The 16,906-nt window shown below is 68.4% G+C and carries 18 protein-coding genes and 1 pseudogene; 7 read left to right on the top strand and 12 right to left on the bottom strand.

Features of this window, described 5'->3' with window-relative positions; genetic code table 11:
- The 12 genes from VF697_RS33955 to VF697_RS34010 form a co-directional block, all read right to left on the bottom strand.
- On the bottom strand, window positions 1–800 hold an 800-nt coding region (locus VF697_RS33955; RefSeq protein ID WP_331101555.1), incomplete at its 3' end, for a flagellar hook-length control protein FliK.
- 29 nt (window positions 801–829) lie between these two features.
- On the bottom strand, window positions 830–1,318 hold the full coding sequence (locus VF697_RS33960) for a flagellar assembly protein FliH (protein ID WP_331101557.1): 489 nt from the start codon (window positions 1,316–1,318) through the stop codon (window positions 830–832).
- A gap of 50 nt (window positions 1,319–1,368) precedes the next feature.
- Window positions 1,369–2,682 (bottom strand): type III secretion system ATPase SctN, encoded by a 1,314-nt coding sequence (gene sctN, locus VF697_RS33965; RefSeq protein ID WP_331101558.1) that lies wholly within the window; start codon window positions 2,680–2,682, stop codon window positions 1,369–1,371.
- A 2-nt stretch (window positions 2,683–2,684) separates the two neighbouring features.
- Window positions 2,685–3,359 (bottom strand): FliH/SctL family protein, encoded by a 675-nt coding sequence (locus tag VF697_RS33970; protein WP_331101560.1) that lies wholly within the window; start codon window positions 3,357–3,359, stop codon window positions 2,685–2,687.
- Window positions 3,360–3,383: 24 nt separating this feature from the next.
- On the bottom strand, window positions 3,384–4,946 hold the full coding sequence (locus VF697_RS33975; protein ID WP_331101562.1) for a hypothetical protein: 1,563 nt from the start codon (window positions 4,944–4,946) through the stop codon (window positions 3,384–3,386).
- 41 nt (window positions 4,947–4,987) lie between these two features.
- Complete coding sequence (locus VF697_RS33980; protein WP_331101564.1) at window positions 4,988–5,779, bottom strand: type III secretion protein; 792 nt, start codon at window positions 5,777–5,779, stop codon at window positions 4,988–4,990.
- A 135-nt stretch (window positions 5,780–5,914) separates the two neighbouring features.
- A complete protein-coding gene (locus tag VF697_RS33985; RefSeq protein WP_331101566.1) occupies window positions 5,915–6,397 on the bottom strand; it encodes an ATP-dependent helicase HrpB in 483 nt (160 codons plus the stop codon).
- Window positions 6,330–7,160 (bottom strand): sigma-70 family RNA polymerase sigma factor, encoded by an 831-nt coding sequence (locus tag VF697_RS33990; protein ID WP_331101568.1) that lies wholly within the window; start codon window positions 7,158–7,160, stop codon window positions 6,330–6,332. Before VF697_RS33990 ends, VF697_RS33985 begins: the two co-directional genes overlap by 68 nt.
- A gap of 7 nt (window positions 7,161–7,167) precedes the next feature.
- The gene (locus tag VF697_RS33995) at window positions 7,168–7,572 is read right to left on the bottom strand and encodes a hypothetical protein (RefSeq protein WP_331101588.1); all 405 of its coding nucleotides are present in this window, start codon (window positions 7,570–7,572) and stop codon (window positions 7,168–7,170) included.
- A gap of 25 nt (window positions 7,573–7,597) precedes the next feature.
- Window positions 7,598–8,035, bottom strand: coding sequence for a tetratricopeptide repeat protein (locus VF697_RS34000; protein WP_331101570.1), 438 nt, complete (start codon window positions 8,033–8,035; stop codon window positions 7,598–7,600).
- Between the two features lie 93 nt (window positions 8,036–8,128).
- Window positions 8,129–8,665 (bottom strand): hypothetical protein, encoded by a 537-nt coding sequence (locus VF697_RS34005; protein WP_331101572.1) that lies wholly within the window; start codon window positions 8,663–8,665, stop codon window positions 8,129–8,131.
- A gap of 136 nt (window positions 8,666–8,801) precedes the next feature.
- Window positions 8,802–9,080, bottom strand: coding sequence for a hypothetical protein (locus VF697_RS34010; protein WP_331101574.1), 279 nt, complete (start codon window positions 9,078–9,080; stop codon window positions 8,802–8,804).
- Window positions 9,081–9,341: 261 nt separating this feature from the next.
- Here VF697_RS34010 and VF697_RS34015 point away from each other — a divergent pair, with 261 nt between their 5' ends.
- The 7 genes and pseudogenes from VF697_RS34015 to VF697_RS34045 form a co-directional block, all read left to right on the top strand.
- Window positions 9,342–10,037 (top strand): hypothetical protein, encoded by a 696-nt coding sequence (locus VF697_RS34015; protein WP_331101576.1) that lies wholly within the window; start codon window positions 9,342–9,344, stop codon window positions 10,035–10,037.
- A 201-nt stretch (window positions 10,038–10,238) separates the two neighbouring features.
- Complete coding sequence (locus tag VF697_RS34020; RefSeq protein WP_331101578.1) at window positions 10,239–10,799, top strand: GbsR/MarR family transcriptional regulator; 561 nt, start codon at window positions 10,239–10,241, stop codon at window positions 10,797–10,799.
- Window positions 10,800–10,844: 45 nt separating this feature from the next.
- Window positions 10,845–11,603 carry an ABC transporter ATP-binding protein gene (locus VF697_RS34025; RefSeq protein ID WP_331101580.1) on the top strand — a complete coding sequence of 253 codons (759 nt, stop codon included), beginning with the start codon at window positions 10,845–10,847 and terminating at the stop codon, window positions 11,601–11,603.
- Complete coding sequence (locus tag VF697_RS34030) at window positions 11,603–13,708, top strand: FtsX-like permease family protein (protein ID WP_331101582.1); 2,106 nt, start codon at window positions 11,603–11,605, stop codon at window positions 13,706–13,708. Before VF697_RS34025 ends, VF697_RS34030 begins: the two co-directional genes overlap by 1 nt.
- Before the next feature lie 4 nt (window positions 13,709–13,712).
- A complete protein-coding gene (locus tag VF697_RS34035) occupies window positions 13,713–15,014 on the top strand; it encodes an ABC transporter permease (protein ID WP_331101584.1) in 1,302 nt (433 codons plus the stop codon).
- A 5-nt stretch (window positions 15,015–15,019) separates the two neighbouring features.
- On the top strand, window positions 15,020–15,799 hold the full coding sequence (locus tag VF697_RS34040; protein ID WP_331101586.1) for an outer membrane lipoprotein-sorting protein: 780 nt from the start codon (window positions 15,020–15,022) through the stop codon (window positions 15,797–15,799).
- Window positions 15,796–16,906: pseudogene (locus tag VF697_RS34045) on the top strand (hypothetical protein); the annotation flags it as partial. The gene VF697_RS34040 and the pseudogene VF697_RS34045, both read left to right, overlap by 4 nt.

Raw genomic sequence — 16,906 nt, forward strand, 5'->3', positions numbered from 1 at the left:
ATGGACAGGCCGCTGAGCACGTCGCCCCGGAGGTCGATCTGGAACTCCGCGTGGCCCGCGGCATTGGTGCCTACCCGCACCCGCTCGACGATCTTCTGGGCGATCTCGTTGGCGATGGCGCGCAGCCGCTCGGAGCCCGCGCCCGGCTTGGGCTTGGCCACCGGCACGGGCGCCATCAGCGCGGGGTTGAAGCGGAAGCCAGCGGCCAGCTCCGGCGCGCCGTCCTTCTTGTCCTTCCCCTCCCCGCCGCCCTTGCCGCCGCCGTCCGCGTCCGCCTTGAGGGCGCCCTTGCTCCGACCCGCCTGGGAGCCGGCCGCCGCGTTCTCGCTGCCCTTGCTCAGCGCCTCGCCGCGCTCGCCCAGGGCATCGTCGGTCGTCTTCGCGTCCGCGAGGCGCGACTCGGCGCGCGTGTGCACCACGCCATGGTCGTTCTGCCGGCTCTGGGTCGCCTGGCTCGTCTGGGCCGAGTCCGTCTGGCGCCCTTGCGTCAGCCGCTCGCCCTCGCCCGTGCGCGCCTGCTGGGTGCGCTCGCCCTGGGCCTTGTCCGTCTGGCGGTGCAGGGTGCGCTGGGTATCCCCGCGCTGCTCCGTCTTCGCCTCCTGCTGCAGGCGTGCCAGGACCGACTTCCCGATGCCCTGCTGCTGCTGCTGGGCCTGGGGAGCCTTCTGCTGCTGGACGAGCTTGGAGAAGGCGTTCTCGCCCTCCGTGCGCTGCTTGTTCTTGGACTCCTGGAGACGCTTCTCCTGGACGAGCCGCTCCGCGGCCTTCTGTGCCTGACGATCGTCTTCGACTCGGCTCATCGCGTCACACCGCCTGGGGGACCCCGAGGTTACTTGCGCTGGCGCATCAGGAACAAGGTGTTCCCGATTTCCTCCTGGTTCAGCTCCTCCTTGGCCTGTCGCTCGGCCCGGAGCTGCTTCTGCCAGGTCTCCTTGTGCTTCTCGATGGCCTTGAGCTCCTTGGCCGCCTCCGCCATCTCCCGCCGCCGCTGCTCCACCAGCCGCTCGGCGACCTTGACGGCCTCCTTCTGCCGCTCGATCTCCAGGGCGACCTGGGCCTCCTCGTCCTTGAGGCGCTCCTCGTAGCGGTTCATCATGGTGAGGCCGTTGATGCCGGCGCCCTTGGCCATGACTTGTTGGGAGTAGGCCAGCACCTTCTGCTTGCGCTCGGCCTTGCGCGTCTCAAGCTCCAGCTCGAGCCGCTTCTGCTCGGCCTTCTCCTTTTCCAGCGCCTTGACGGCGTTGGAGAAGGCCTGCTCGGCCTCCTCCTTCGCGCGCTCGCGCATCTCGAGCAGGACCTGCAACCGGTAGGGGGGCATGGTGCCCGCATCCTACTCCGGAACGCCCCCCCCGCGTCACTCCCCGCGGTTCAGTCGGCGAAGAGGGCGATGAGCTGCTCGACCGTCTCCTCGAAACCACTGTTGGAGTGGGTGTCCTGTTTGAGGAAGTCGATGATGGCGTCGTACTTGTCGATGGCGTAGTCCGTCCGGGGGTCCGTCCCGTACTGGTAGGCACCCAGGAGGATGAGGTCGCGCTGCTTCTCGTACGTGGAGAGCGTCTCGCGCAGCTTGCCCGCCGCCTTCTTGTGCTCCTTGGAGACGATGCCGCTCATCACACGGGAGAGGCTGGCGAGCACGTCCATGGCGGGCCACTGGTTGCGCTCGCCCAGGGCACGGTTGAGGATGAAGTGGCCGTCGAGAATACCGCGGACCTCGTCGGCGATGGGCTCTTCCATGTCACCGCCGGCCACGAGGCAGGTGTAGATGGCGGTGCACTTGCCCTTGTCCGAGTTGCCCGTGCGCTCGAGGATGCGCGGCAGCATGGAGAACACGCTCGGCGGGTAGCCCTGGCGGGCCGGGGGCTCACCGATGGCGAGGCCGATTTCACGCTGGGCACGGGCCAGACGCGTCACCGTGTCGAGCATGAAGAGCACGTTGCCGCCGCGCTCGCGGAAGTACTCGGCGATGGCCGTGGCCACGTAGGCGGCGCGCAGACGCACGAGGCTGGGCTGGTCCGAGGTGGCGCACACCAGCACGGAGCGCTTCATGCCCTCCTCGCCCATGGCGTCCTCGATGAACTCGCGAACCTCGCGACCACGCTCGCCGATCAGCGCCACCACGCACAGGTCCGCTTTGGTGTTGCGGGCGATCTGCCCCATCAACGTGGACTTGCCGACGCCGGAGCCGGCGAAGAGGCCCACGCGCTGGCCCTCGCCCACGGTGAGCAGTCCGTCGATGCAGCGCACCCCGAGTGGCAGCGGGCGTTCGATGCGCTGGCGCTTGAAGGGGTCCGGACAGTCGCGGTCCACCGACCAGTCGAACAGGCCCTCGGGCAGCGGACTGCCGTCCATGGGCTCGCCAATGCCATTGAGCACGCGGCCCAGCAGCCCATCCCCGCACTTGATGGAGAGGGGCCTGCCGGTGGGGATGACCTCGCTGTCCGGACCGATGCCGTACAGCTCGCCCAGGGGCATGAGCATCACCTCGTCGCCCTGGAAGCCCACCACCTCGGCCTTCACGGAGCCGCGGCTGCCGTGGCCCTTGATGATGACCAGCTCGCCCACGCGCACGCCGGGCACGCTCGCCTTGATGACCAGACCCGTCAGCTCGGTGACGCGGCCACGCACCCGGTACAGCGGCGCTTCCTTGATCAGCGCGGAGTAGCGCGAGAGATCGATCGCCATGGCTACGGAGGGCCCTCTTTCTTGCCCTGCTCCGGGAACAGCACGTTCTGCAGCATCTCGAACTGGGTGGGCAGTTGCGCGTCCACCGTGCCGAACTCCGTCTGCACGATGCAGCCCACCGGGGCCACATCCGGGTCCTCGCGGATGGCCACGTCCACCGCCCGGCCGATGAGCTCCATCAGCTCCGCCTTGCGAGCGCGCAGCACCGCCGCCGACTTGGGATTCACCCGGAGCACCACCGCCCGAGCGTTGCGCAGCTCCTCGATGGCCTTGGCACAGATGTCCGCCAGCAGCGTCGGGTCTCGCTCCACGTCGCGGCCGATGATCTTCTCGGCGATCTTGCACGCCAGGGCGACCACGTCCTGCTCCTGCCGGGCCAGGATGTCCCCGGCCTGCATCTTCGCGCGGAGGATGAGCTCCGTGGACTGGGCCATTCCCTCCTGCTTGCCCTGCTCGCGCGCCTTGGCCAGCACGTCCTCGCGCTCCTTCTGGGCCTCCGCGAGGATGCGCTCCTTCTCCCGCTGCGCCTCCTCGATGATGCCCTGGGCCGTCTGCCGGGCATCGAAGACCTCGGCGTTCATCACGCCCGCGCGCGGTGGCGGACGCAATGCCGGCCGATCCCCGCTGGGCAGCGACTCGGCCGCCGAATCGCCCTTGATCACCTTGCCGATCGCCATCGAAAGCTCCTTGTCAGCGGGATGCTAGCGCGTTCCGCCCCGCGGTCCACGCCCACTCGTACCCTGTACACCCGGCCGAGAGCGCCGCTGAACGCTCGTCCCCTCCCCTGTCACGGCTGGCGGGGAGGTATTGGTGCCCACCACCCGCGGCGGGCGCTCGGACTCCACCTCGGGCTCGACGCGGGACACGGCGCTCCGGCTGTGCGTGCGCGCCACCGGGGAGCGGAAGACGCGCGAGCCCTCCGGCTCCGCGGCGACCGGCTCGTCGACGCGAGACCGGGTGGGGCCCCGCGTCGGTGCCGGCCCGCTCCGGACTCCAGTGGGCTCCCGCGCCAGGGACGGCTCCTGCCGATCCTTCCGCTGAGCCACCCGACTCACCCGCGAGGAGTCCGCCGCGTCCTCCTGCTGACGTCCCGCGTAGCCCGGGCCCATGGCCCCCGCCCGGCGCGCCTCGCGATCGGCGATGGGATCCCTCCGCACGCCCGCCACTGACTGGGAGGACAGGGAGCGCCGGACGGAGGAGGGCTCGGAAGTGGCCCCCGCGCGCATCTCCCGCGACATGGACGGACCCCGCGCCTGAGGAGGCGCCGCCGGCTTGCCCACGGCCGGAGGAGGACCCAGTGAGGGCGGACGCGCCGGAGTGACCCGGACCGGGCGCTCGATGAGGCCTCGGGCCGCGAGCCGCTCCAGGTCCGTGACGATGTCCGTGCGGCCACCATCGCCGCGGCTCGTCGGCTTGGCGCGCTCCTCGCGAATCCACTTGCCGAGGACCTGCCCGAACTCACCGCGATGCTTCTCCAGCAGGCGTGCCGCGAACTCGGGGGACTGGGCCACGCTCGCGCGCGCCAACCGGTGCGCACCGGCTCCCCGGATGGCGGCGGCCAGGCTCTGCAGGCCCCCGTACTGCTCGAGCTGCGCCTTGGCGTCCTCCTCGGCGAGCTTGCGCGGGGCATTGGCCGACACAGCCCGCGTGGCGAGCTGGCGCAGGTGCGGCGGCAGTGCCGCGAAGGCCGGCTCCCGCTCGGCGTCCGGCAGGCCCGCCAGCGCCGGCCCCAGCACACGCGCCCCCAGCCGATCACACACGGTGAGCAGCTCACGCGTCTGCAGCAACAGCACGTCGGTGAACTTGAAGGGCACGTGCGCCGCGGACTCGCGCGCGAGCAGCTCCTCCAGCTTCCAGCGCACGATGTCCAGCACCTGGGGCCGGACCTCGCGCGTGAACTTCACCCGCCCGGTGGACGGCAGGTGGGAGCGCACCGCGTCCGCCAGCGTCGCCGGCAGCGCGCGCAGCACCACTTCCACCACGGCGAAGCGCTCGCGCTTGAGCAGGCCCGCCAGACGCTCCGGATCCGCGCTCCACAGCTGCCCGCGCCGATCCCGCACCAGCCGCTTGATCTCCTGGACCATCAGCGGGATGCGCTTCTCGCGCGGAATCTGGGAGATCTCCTGCGCCCGGTGCTGGAGCAGCTCCGCCTCATCCTCGGGCAGGTGCTCCAGCGCGCTGATGCCCTCCTGACCGCCGAAGGTAATGGCGGTCAGCAGCATCATCGTCTGTCGCTTGCTCAGCGAGGTGAAGAACTGGTCCAACGGTCACCCCGCGGGAGAGAGACGTTCCAGGGAAACGACGGTCACTGCTTGGAGCGGGCCCGGGCCGTGGCGGCGCCACCACCGCCGCGCATCAGCGTCCACGCCGACAGGCCGATGGAGGCCAGGATGATCAGCACGGCCACGCCGGCCATCATGCGGAACTGGCCCACGCTGGCCGCCGTCATGCGCATGCCCATCACGTCCTGCAGGCGGCTCTCGGCGCTCACCTCGGCGTCGGGGGCGACCGCGGCCGTCAGCAGCACCGTCACCGCTTCGGGCTTCAGCTCCGGCACCGACGTGGAGACGAACTTGCGCACGTCCTCCGCCTGGATGGGCGGCTGGTTCTTCGGGCCGGGCCGGTACTTGATGAACACCGACGAGGAGGGCATCGGCTTGTTCTCCGGCTGCGTCAGGTCGTTGTTCTCCGGGATCATCACGATGACCCGGGCCTCCAGCACGCCGTCGATCTGGTTGAGCGCGTTGGACACCTCACCGCCGAGCGACTTGAGCAGCATGGCGCGCTCCTCGGTGGCGGTGGGCACCATGCCTCCCTTGGCGAAGTGGCTCAGCCCCTTCTCCATCGGGCGCGGCAGCGAGTACGCCCGCAGCAGCTCCGCGGCCTGGGCGGCGTCCGCCTTGGGGACCACGATGCGGAAGCGCAGCTCGTTGCCGCCTTCTTCCTTCATCTTGGTGGCGGCGATGCCGTTCTTGCTGAGCAGCACGTAGATCTCATTGGCGTCCTGCTCAGTGAGATCGTGCTGCAGGTCGATGGAGCAGCCAGTCCCCAGCACGAGGGCGAGGAGGGCGGCGAGCGCGTACGGTCGGAGCGTCATGGGCGGTCCTAGCTTAGATGTGGCGCCTTGTTTCCAACAAGACCCAACCCGGAAAGAGGCGGGAAAACGCGAAAGGGCGCCCCCTCCCACTCGGAGGAGACGCCCTTCTGGGGGACCGGCGAGGCCGGCCGCTTGCTACACTTGGGTCTTCAGGGTGTCCTTGAGACCGCTGGTGGCCTTCTCGACCACCTTGCTCGTCAGGTCCAGCTCCTGGGTGTACTTGTACATACCCGCCTGGAGCGAGATGAGCTCGGCGTTGGAGAAGTTCTTCCCCGAGGCGCCGGCCTTGATGAGCTTCTCCATGTTGAGCTGGCCCTGCTCCAGCTCGCTGACGACGTGCGAGAGCATGCTGCCGCTCTTGCTCGCCTCCTGCTTGCCGGTGACGGCCTCGGCGCCGCGCGCGGTGGCGGGCTCCTGGCCAGCGGTGTTCACCTTGTTGAGCGCCGCCTTCTCCGTCTTGTTGACGGCCTCGGCCTGACGCACCTGCTCGGTGCGCTGGGTGGCCTGGGCCGCCTGAGCCGCCTGGGCCTGCTCCGGGCCCTGAGCCTTGTTAGCGAGGGCCGCGTCGAACTTCGAGGCCCCCTGCTTGTTGACCTGCTGGGCGCCCTGATCCTGCACCTTCTGCTGGGCGACCTGAGCTGCCGAGACGCCGGCCATCGGACCCGCCATTTGATTGCCTCCTTGAATCCTCAGGGGAGGAAGAGTCCTCCTCGTTCAACAGTTCCTTGAGCCGTTCGATCGCCCGCGCGTGCAGACGAGACGCCCAGCTCTTCGACTGCCCGATCTCCGCTCCCGCCTCTTCCAGCGTCTTGCCCTGGAAGTAGTAGCCCTGTAGCAGCCGGCGCTCCTTCTCCGGCAACTGCTCGATGGCCGCCCTCACCCTCACCCGCTGCTGCTCGAGCTCCAGCCGTTGATCCGCCGGCAGGGACTCGTCCGAGATGCCCAGCGTGTCCGCACCTTCGAGGCTGGTGGCGAACACCATCGCCAGCCCCGCCACCGCGTTGGAGATATCCATGACATCATCGTCAATGGACCCCCCGCGGTTGCCTCCTCCCTGCTCGCGATCCGAAAGATTTCCCAGATACGCGGCGGCCCGCTCACCCGTATAGGCCGCGCGGGCATCGCCTCCCTTGAGCACCCCCATCTTGCGCAGGCCATCGTAGATGGCGCCCTTGATGCGGTAGTGGGCAAAGGTGAGGAAGTTGGCTCCTACCTTGGGATCAAACCGATCGGCCGCCTCCAGGAGGCCAATCTGACCGTAGGCGATGAGCTCGTCGAGCTCGAGCTGGGCGGAGAACTGCCTGCGCACGGTCGCCGCCAGCGACCGCACGTAGGGGCCGTACTTCTCCAGGAGAACCTTCTTGTCTTCGCCGAGCCCCAAGCGCCGCTCACTCAGCCTTCGACCACAACCGCTCGAGGGCCTGATTCAGACGGGGATCATCCTGCAGGGCGTCGGCGATCTTGGTGGTCAAGGCCGACGACTTCATCCGCAGCTTCTCCTTGAGCACTTCGGCGACGAGCTTGCGCGTCGCCTCTTCCTTGCTCTTGAAGTCCCCGTTCTTCAGTTGTTTGGCGATGGCAAGCGCCTGGGAGGTGATGGGATCCGCGGCCTGAGGCCCCTGCACGTTGCTGGAACCCACCGCACCGGATGGTCCCACCAGACCCGCGGCGCGATCCACCGCGCCACCAAAACCTGCCGCCCCTGCCTTGCCGGCTGGCGCCTTGCCGGCGGGCCCCTTGGCGCCCCCGGCACGTCCCTTTCCGCCGCCTCGTCCAACTCCACCGACCGACATCGGCATGACCTCCTGTCAACGCATCCTACTTCTTCGCGGCGGCGGGAGGCAGGGCCCCCGCCTCCTTCGCCTCGAGCAGCGCCTTGGCCAGGCGCGCCCCGTCACCTTCGGGCTCCAGATCCATGGCGGCCTTCAGCTCCTTCAGCGCCTCCGGGACCTTCCCCATGAACAGCAGGGCCTCGCCGGCGTGTGCCCGCGGTAGACCGGAGTTGGGGGCGAGCCGCTGGGCCGCCCGATAGGCTTGCAACGCCTTGTCGTGCCGACCCTGCGCGAACTCGAGCGAACCGAGCGCCAGTTGCGGCACCTCGCTCTTGGGCATCAGCACCGCGGCTCCAGCGAAGATTTCACGCGCCTTGTCGAACTGGCCCATGTCGAGCCACAGATAGCCCGCCTCGAGGAGGATCATTGCCTCACGCCGAGCGAGGGGAACGAGGCTGCCCGAGATCTCCGAAGTCTCCGCCATGTGACGTCCGCTTCCTTTTCTGGCCCGGGACGGCCCGGAGGGAGCAACCGCGTCCCTCCGAACCCCGGACCCCAGAGACCGACAGCGTCCGCGTTAGCGGATGTTGCCGATCGCGTTCTTGGACGTATCGTGCCGCGTCTTCAGCACGTTGGAAATGGTGCTGAACACCTGATTCTCCTTCTGCATGGAGATCTGCATGCCCAGGAGCTTCTTCTGCTCGGCGAACATGCTCTGCATCTCGCCGTTGAACTCGCCGCCCACGTTGCTGTTACCGCCCACGTTGACGCCGCCGGTGCCGCCGGTGCTGCCACCCGGGATGCCGCCACCGGCGCCCACCGTGGTGTTCGCGGGCACGCCGCCCGAGGACAGGGCCGCGCCGACGTAGGGGGCCGAGCCAGAGCCGCTCGAGCCGCTGAAGGTGGTCAGCGAGGACACCGCGGCGGACACCACGGAGCCGCCGGGGACCAGGTTGGCCGCCATGCCCACGCCGCCCGCCACCACATTGGCCGCGGTGCCAACGCCGGACTGCACGCGAGCCGCGAAGCTCGTGTCCGGGGTCACCCGGGCCGTCGTCAGGTTGGTGGACATCCGCGGCATGTTCAGCGAGCTGTCGATTCCCTTAACACTCATGGTTCTTCTCCAGGCAATGGACGACCAGGTTCAGAGCCCGGTGGGGTCCGGCGCTCTCACTCTTGAATTATCGGTGATCGCCCGACGCAGTTGCGTGTGATCCACGAAAAGGGCGATCAAATCCCAAAAAGGCCAGTTATTTCCGGCCCTTACCCTTGGACTCGGCGACGAGCCGCTCACGCGTCTCCAGCAGCACCCCCAGCAGCTCCTCGGCGCGGGAGATGGCCGTCTGGGCCTTCTTGGCCTGCTCCGCCTTGGGGCCCTTGAGGTTGGCCAGCTCGTTCTTCACCGGGGCGAAGAGCGACTGCACCTCCTCGGTGGAGGCGCGCTCGATGAAGGATTCGATGGCCGGAAACGAGGGCGCGGGCAGCGGCTCGACGGGGGCGTTCGCGGTCTGCTTGGACGGCGGAGGCATGTGGGAAGCGTCTCCTGTCTGTGCCAGCCCAGGGGGCCAGCGCGGTCGGATATCCCTGACGGTAGGGGAAAAGCCCTATCGGGTTCAAGCTGCCTGCCCTCCAGGCAGAGCGACGTTCCACCACAAGACGCCCGAGGAGGGCTCAAGCACGCCCGTTTCCCGACCTCTCCCTGTCCCATTCCCACACCGCACCTAGGTTTTTCCATGCGGGGGGCACGGCCATGGGGGGCACGGCCACCGCCTGACCAGGAGAGACATCACATGACGAAGAAACTTGTGGGGCTGTTCGCGTCCGTGGCGCTGCTGGGCTCTGGCATGGCGCTGGCGAACGACGACACCAAGAACAAGAACCCGCAGACCCAGAGTGGCCAGCTGGGCGGTGACGCCTACGGGGGTGCTGGGCAGAGTGGCCAGATGGGCTCCGGCCAGAGTGGCCAGATGGGCTCCGGCCAGAGCGGTCAGATGGGCTCCGGCCAGAGCGGCCAGATGCAGGGCCAGATGGGCGCCAGCCAGCAGATGGGCGAGAAGCAAGTCTCCGGCACCGTGGTGAAGAGCAGCAGCAGCCTGCTCCACCTGAGGACCGACAACGGCATCATCCCGATCAAGGTCGGCCGCAACATCAAGATCGATGATCCCACCGTCAAGCACGTCAAGGATCTCAAGGAGGGCCAGCAGGTCCGCGCCAGCTTCGACATCCAGGGCACGGACAACGTGGCCAAGAGCATCTCGCTGGACACCAACATGGGTGGCAGCGGCATGGGCTCGGACACGGGCATCAACCAGCCCCCCAGTGACACGGGCGGCTCGGGCCTGGATCAGCCCATCGACAAGGACCTGGGCGGCTCCGGTGACGTGGGCGGCGACGTGGGCGGCGACGTGGGCGGCTCCGGCGACGTGGGCGGTGACGTGGGCGGCTCCGGCGACATGAGCGGCCACAAGGGTGAGAAGACCTATTAAGCAGGCAATCACCCCGCGAGAATGCTCCCTCTGCTCGCGGCCTCACCCCGAGGCCGCGAGCATCATTTCGAGGTCACGAGCAGCTCCCGGGCCCGCACGGTGCCGAGGGCGACAGCCTGCCACCGTCGCGCACATCCACCCCGGCTCTCTGGGGTCCAGGCATCAGTTCCTTCAGTATTGACTGAATGTCCAGACGCGGACATGGTGCGCGACTTCCGGGCTCCGGGGGTGCCGCGCATGCCGCAGGACGAGTTGAGCGCCGAGGAGGAACGGTTCATCGAGTCGATGGGCCTGTTCTTCGAGCGCCAGGGCGTGCCGCGCATCGGCGGCCGCATCCTCGGGCTGCTGCTGCTGACCGAGAAGCCGCTGGCGCTCGGGGAGCTCGCCGAGCAGCTCCGGGTGAGCCCGGCCTCGGTGTCCACCAACATCCGCCAGCTCCAGGCCAGCGGCCTCGTGGACCCGGCCAGCATCCCCGGTGATCGCCGGCACTACTACGTCTTCAACAGCGCGGGCTGGGATCACCGGCTCGAGCTGGCGACCTCCTCCATGGACGCCCTGGCCGGGCTGTGCCAGGACGCGCTCGCCATGCCCGCGCTGCGCAACCGCCACAAGCTGCAAGAGGCGGTGGAGTTCTGCGACTTCTACCGCCAGGAGCTGGCCGGCGCCGCCGAACGCTGGCGCGCCCGCTTCACGCGCAAGCCCGGCACCCAGGCCCCCTCCCCTTCTCCCTCCGCGCGCTCGCGCCGGAACACCCTCCGCTAGCCCCCTCCCTCCTTCCCCCGGTTCGTAGAAAGGACCGCACCCGCCATGACCCAGCTCACTGCCGTACCCGGCGGCGCCAAGCCGATCGTCTCCCTCTCCGACGTCACCAAGACGTACTCCCTGGGCAAGGTGCAGGTGCCCGCGCTCCGAGGGGTGACCCTCGAGGTGTACCCGGGCGAGTTCATCTCCATCGCCGGCCCGTCCGGCAGTGGCAAGACGACGGCGCTCAACCTGATCGGCTGCGTGGACACGGCCACCGCGGGCGTGGTGATGGTCGATGGCCAGGACACCAAGCTGCTCTCCGAGCGCCAGCTCACCAACCTGCGCCTGCACACCATCGGGTTCATCTTCCAGAGCTTCAACCTGGTCTCGGTGCTCAGCGTCTTCCAGAACGTCGAGTTCCCCCTGCTGCTGCAGCGCAAGCTCAACGCGACCGAGCGCCGCGAGCGGGTGATGACCCTGCTGGAGCAGGTGGGCCTGGAGAAGCACGCCAAGCACCGCCCCAACGAGCTGTCCGGCGGTCAGCGCCAGCGCGTGGCCGTGGCGCGCGCGCTCGTCACCCGCCCCAAGCTGGTGCTGGCCGACGAGCCCACCGCCAACCTCGACTCCGTCACCGGCCAGAACATCATCGACCTGATGAAGGAGCTCAACCGCAAGGAGGGCACCACCTTCATCTTCTCCACCCACGACGCCAAGGTGATGAACCACGCGAACGCGGTGGTGCGCCTGGCTGACGGGAAGATCCTCGACCGCATCACCCCGGCCGAGGCCCAGCAGGCCCTGGCCTCCTCCGGGGGACACTGATGAGTCAGCTCAAGCTCTTGCTCCAGGTCGCCCTGCGCAACCTGTTCGTCAGCAAGATCAACATCCTCATCGGCGGCATCATCTTCTTCGGCACCGTGCTGGTGGTGGTGGGCGGCGCCTTCGTCGACAGCATGGACGAGGCGATGAGCCGCAGCATCATCGGCAGCGTCGCCGGCCACCTCCAGGTGTACTCGGACAAGTCCAAGGACGAGCTGGCCCTCTTCGGGCAGATGGGCGGCGAGGCGGACGTGGGCGCGGTGGATGACTTCTCGCGCATCAAGGAGCTGGCGCACAAGCACCCCAACGTGAAGACCGTGGTGCCCATGGGCACCAGCGGCGCCCTCATCACCTCGGGCAACACGGTGGACCTGACGCTGGCGCGCCTGCGCGACCTCTACAAGAAGGCCGCCCAGGGCGAGACGCCCGAGCTGCGCGAGCAGATCCACAGCATCCAGTCGCACGTGCGCCACATGATCTCCCTCCTCGAGGAGGACATGAAGCGGCGCAGCGAGATCGTGGACAACAAGGCCACGGACCTCGCGGACGTGGAGGCCCTGGCCCGCGCTCGCTCCGAGGCCTTCTGGGCGGACTTCGACAAGGACCCGTTCAGCTCGCTGGAGTTCCTGGAGAACCGCATCGCCCCGCAGGTGACGGATGGCGACATGCTCTACATCCGCTACGTGGGCACCGACCTGGTCAACTTCCAGGGAACCTTCGACCGCATGCGCATCGTGGATGGCGTGCCGGTGCCCGCCGGCCGCCGCGGCATGCTCCTGTCCAAGTTCTCCTACGAGGAGTTCTTCAAGCTGAAGACCGCGCGCCGGCTGGACCTCATCAAGGAAGCGCGCACTCTCAACCACAAGATGATCGCCTCGGACCCGCAGCTCGAGCGCTGGGTGAAGGAGAACCAGACGCAGACGCGGGAGATCCTCTTCCAGCTCGACCCCATCAAGACGAAGCAGGCCGTGGAGCGGCTCCAGCGCGTGCTGGGCAGCCAGGAGCAGGAGCTGGGCAAGCTGCTGCCCGTCTTCTTCACCATGGACGACGCCAACTTCGACACGCGCTACCAGCAGTTCTACGCCGAGCTGGCGCCGCTGCTCGACCTGTACCGCATCCGGCTCGGGGACGACCTCACCATCTCCGCCTTCACCCGCACCGGCTATGTGCAGAGCGTGAACGTGAAGATCTACGGCACCTACCAGTTCGACGGGCTGGAGAAGTCCGCGCTGGCCGGGGCCCTCAACCTGATGGACCTCATGTCCTTCCGGGAGCTGTACGGCTACCTCACCGTGGAGAAGAAGGCCGAGCTGGACAAGCTCCAGGAGGCCAGCGGCGTGCAGGAGGTGAAGCGCGAGGACGCCGAGTCGGCGCTCTTCGGCGAGGAGGGCACTGCCTCCCTCGTGGCCAACGCCACCCCCGGCCTCATCGACGAGGACCAGCAGCTCGACGGCCTCGCCCAGAAGCTGCGCCGCGAGGAGCTGGCCAACCGGGTGTACACCCAGCAGGAGCTCGAGAGCGGCGTGGTGCTCAGCGCCGCCATCATCCTCAAGGACCCGGAGCAGCTCGAGCAGACGATGGCCGAGCTGCAGACCTCGGCGAAGGACTCGGGGCTGTCCCTGCGGGTCATCTCCTGGCAGAAGGCCTCGGGCCTCATCGGCCAGTTCGTCCTGGTGGCCAAGCTGGTGCTCTACTTCGCCGTCTTCATCATCTTCGTGGTGGCGCTCGTCATCATCAACAACGCGATGATGATGGCCACGCTGCAGCGCGTGCGCGAGGTGGGCACCCTGCGGGCCATCGGCGCGCAGCGCTCGTTCGTGCTGAACATGGTGCTGGTCGAGACCCTGGTGCTCGGCCTCGTGTTCGGCACGGTGGGCGCCACCGTGGGCGGCGCCATCATGCAGCTGCTCGGCCGCGTCGGCATCCCCGCCAGCAACGAGGCGCTGTACTTCTTCTTCTCCGGGCCCCGACTCTTCCCCAGCCTGCACGTGTCCAACCTCGTGGAGGCCTTCATCATCGTGCTCGTGGTGTCCGCCCTCTCCACCTTCTATCCCGCGTTCCTCGCGACCCGGGTCTCGCCCCTCCAGGCGATGCAGACGGACGAGTGAAGCCATGCAACAGCTCCTCCTCATCGCAATCCGCAACCTCGGCACCCACAAGCGCCGCACGCTGCTGCTCGGTGGTGCCATCGCCGGTGTCACGGCGCTGCTCGTCATCCTCATGGGCCTGTCCAATGGCATGAAGGCGACGATGCTCGAGTCCGCCACCACCCTGATGACCGGGCACGTCAACGTGGCCGGCTTCTACAAGGTGACGGCGGGCCAGTCCGCTCCAGTGGTCACCAGCTACCCCAAGCTCCTGGAGCAGCTGCGCCAGGAGGTGCCCGAGCTGGACTACTCCGTGCAGCGCTCGCGCGGCTGGGTGAAGCTCGTCAGCGAGTCCGGCTCCGTGCAGGTGGGCGTGGGCGGCATCGACGTGGACGCCGAGAGCGGCTTCCGCAAGGTCGTCCAGGTGCGCGAGGGCAAGCTCGAGGACCTGGCCCAGCCCAACACCATCCTCATCTTCGAGGAGCAGGCCAAGAAGCTTGAGGTGAAGGTGGGCGACAGCCTCACCCTCTCCGCCCCCACCATGCGCGGCACCAACAACACCGTGGACGTGCGCGTGGCGGCCATCGCCACCAATGTGGGCATGCTCAGCTCCTTCAACGTCTACCTGCCCAACTCCACCCTGCGCGGCCTCTACCAGCTGCGCGAGGACGCCACCGGCGCCCTCATGCTCTACCTCAAGGACATGTCCTCCATCCCCGCCGTCCAGGCGCGCCTCTTCAAGCGCCTGCCCGAGCTGGGCTACCAGGTCATGGAGCACAACCCCCAGCCCTTCTTCATGAAGTTCGAGACCGTCAACCGCGAGGCCTGGACGGGGCAGAAGCTGGACGTCACCAACTGGGAGGATGAGATCTCCTTCATCAAGTGGACCGTGTCCGCGCTGGACGCCCTCACCGGCGTGCTCACCTTCGTGCTGCTCGTCATCATCGCGGTGGGCATCATGAACACGCTGTGGATCGCCATCCGCGAGCGCACCCGGGAGATCGGCACCCTGCGCGCCATCGGCATGCAGCGCGGCTACGTGCTGGTGATGTTCCTCCTGGAGGCGCTCGTGCTCGGGCTGCTCGGCACCGCCGTGGGTGCCGCGGCTGGCCTGGGCGTGTGCATGGCCATCAACGCCGCCGACGTCTCCGTGCCGGTGGCCGTCCAGGTCTTCATCCTGTCCGAGAAGCTCCACCTCGTCGTCAACGCGGGCTCGGTGCTGGGCGCCATCACGTTCATCACGCTGTGCACCACCGCCATCTCGCTGATTCCTTCCTTCCTCGCCGCGCGGATGAAGCCCGTCACGGCGATGCACCACATCGGGTGATGACCATGACCTCGCGCAACCTCCTCGGCGCCGCGCTGGCCGCGGTGCTCCTGTCCGCCCCCGCCGCCTTCGCCCTCGACGCGGCCCAGATGAAGCAACTGCTGGAGACGCTCGACGACCGGCAGCGCAACGGTGGCGACTACAAGTCGCTCATGTACATGGAGACCAAGGAGAAGGACAAAGCGGACGTCGTGCGCGAGGCGGTCATCTACCGCCGCGACACCGACGACAAGCTGATGATCCTCTTCACCAAGCCCAAGGGTGAGTCCGGCAAGGGCTACCTGCGCATGGAGAAGAACCTCTGGAGCTACGACCCCAACACCGGCAAGTGGGAGCGTCGCACCGAGCGCGAGCGCATCGCCGGCACCGACAGCCGCCGCGCCGACTTCGACGAGTCGCGCCTCGCCGAGGAGTTCGACCCCACCTTCGAGGGCGAGGAGAAGCTGGGCAAGTTCACCACCTACAAGCTCACCCTCAAGGCCAAGGCGGGCCTCGACGTGGCCTACCCCGTGGTGAAGCTCTGGGTGGACAAGGACACCTCCAACATCCTCAAGCGCCAGGAGCTCGCCCTCTCCGGCCGGCTGATGCGCACGGGCTACTACCCCAAGTGGCAGAAGCTCTACAGCGAGTCCAAGAAGGCCGAGGTCTGGTACCCCCAGGAGATGCGCTTCTATGACGAGGTCGAGAAGGCCAACTCCACCGTCGTCGTCATCAAGGCCGTGGACCTCCGCCCCCTGGAGGCCAACATCTTCACCAAGGCCTGGCTCGAGAGCAAAAGCCGATGAGCACCCGCACCACCCTCGCCCTGGCCGCGGCGCTCGTCACGCTGCCCGCGCTCGCCCAGGAGCGGCCCAACGAGGGCGACCTCTTCGGCGGCGACTCCCCGGAGGCGAAGCCCGCCCCGGAGGACGCCGCCCGCCCCGACGAGGGCTCCCTCTTCGGTGACTCCACCGAGCCCACTCCGGCCACTCCGGCCACCGCGCCGGACACGGTGGCCACCCCGGCCTCCACCGCCAGCACCGCGGGCACCGAGCAGGACCGCGACACGCAGGCCCTCAACGGCCCGGCCGCCACCAACGCCTTCGACACGGAGGAGGCCACCGAGGATCCGCTGAAGATCGGCGGCCGCTTCTACCTGCGCGCCTTCACCCAGGGGAACGAGGGGGTGTCCTTCGGCAACACCTCCTTCTCCGCGCCCATGCTGGTGGACGGCTACCTCGATGCCCGCCCCACGGATCGGCTGCGCGGCTTCGTCCTCGGTCGGCTCACCTTCGACCCGACCCGCCGGGAGGGCTCGGGCGGCTTCATCCCGTCGGGGACGGTGTCCAATGCCGTTGCCGACCCGCGCATGCTGCTCGACCAGGCCTGGCTGCGCTTCGACCTGGGCCGCACGCTCTTCATCACCGCCGGCAAGCAGCACGTGAAGTGGGGCACCTCGCGCTTCTGGAACCCCACCGACTTCCTCAGCCCCCAGCGCAGGGATCCGCTCGCCCTCTTCGACGCGCGCACCGGCGCCACCATGCTCAAGGTGCACATGCCTTGGGAGGCCAGGGGCTGGAACTTCTACGCCATCGGCCTGCTCGACAACGCCGGCCCCGCCAACACGCTCGGTCGCGTCGGCGGTGCGGCGCGCGCCGAGGTGGTGCTCGGCCAGACGGAGCTGGGCGTGGATGCCGTGCTCCAACGCGGCCGCAAGCCCCGCTTCGGCCTCGATCTCTCCTCGGCCCTGGGCCCCATCGACATCTATGGCGAGGTGGCCCTCAAGAGGGGCTCGGACACGCCCCTCTACCGCCTGCCCGGGAACGTCTCCATCGGGGACCTGCTCGGACAGGTGCAGGGCAACGAGGGCATGCCTCCGGACCTGAGCACGCTGCCCATCGAGCAGTACTACC

It is taken from the genome of Archangium sp. (genome assembly GCF_036388035.1).
Lineage (GTDB): Bacteria > Myxococcota > Myxococcia > Myxococcales > Myxococcaceae > Archangium.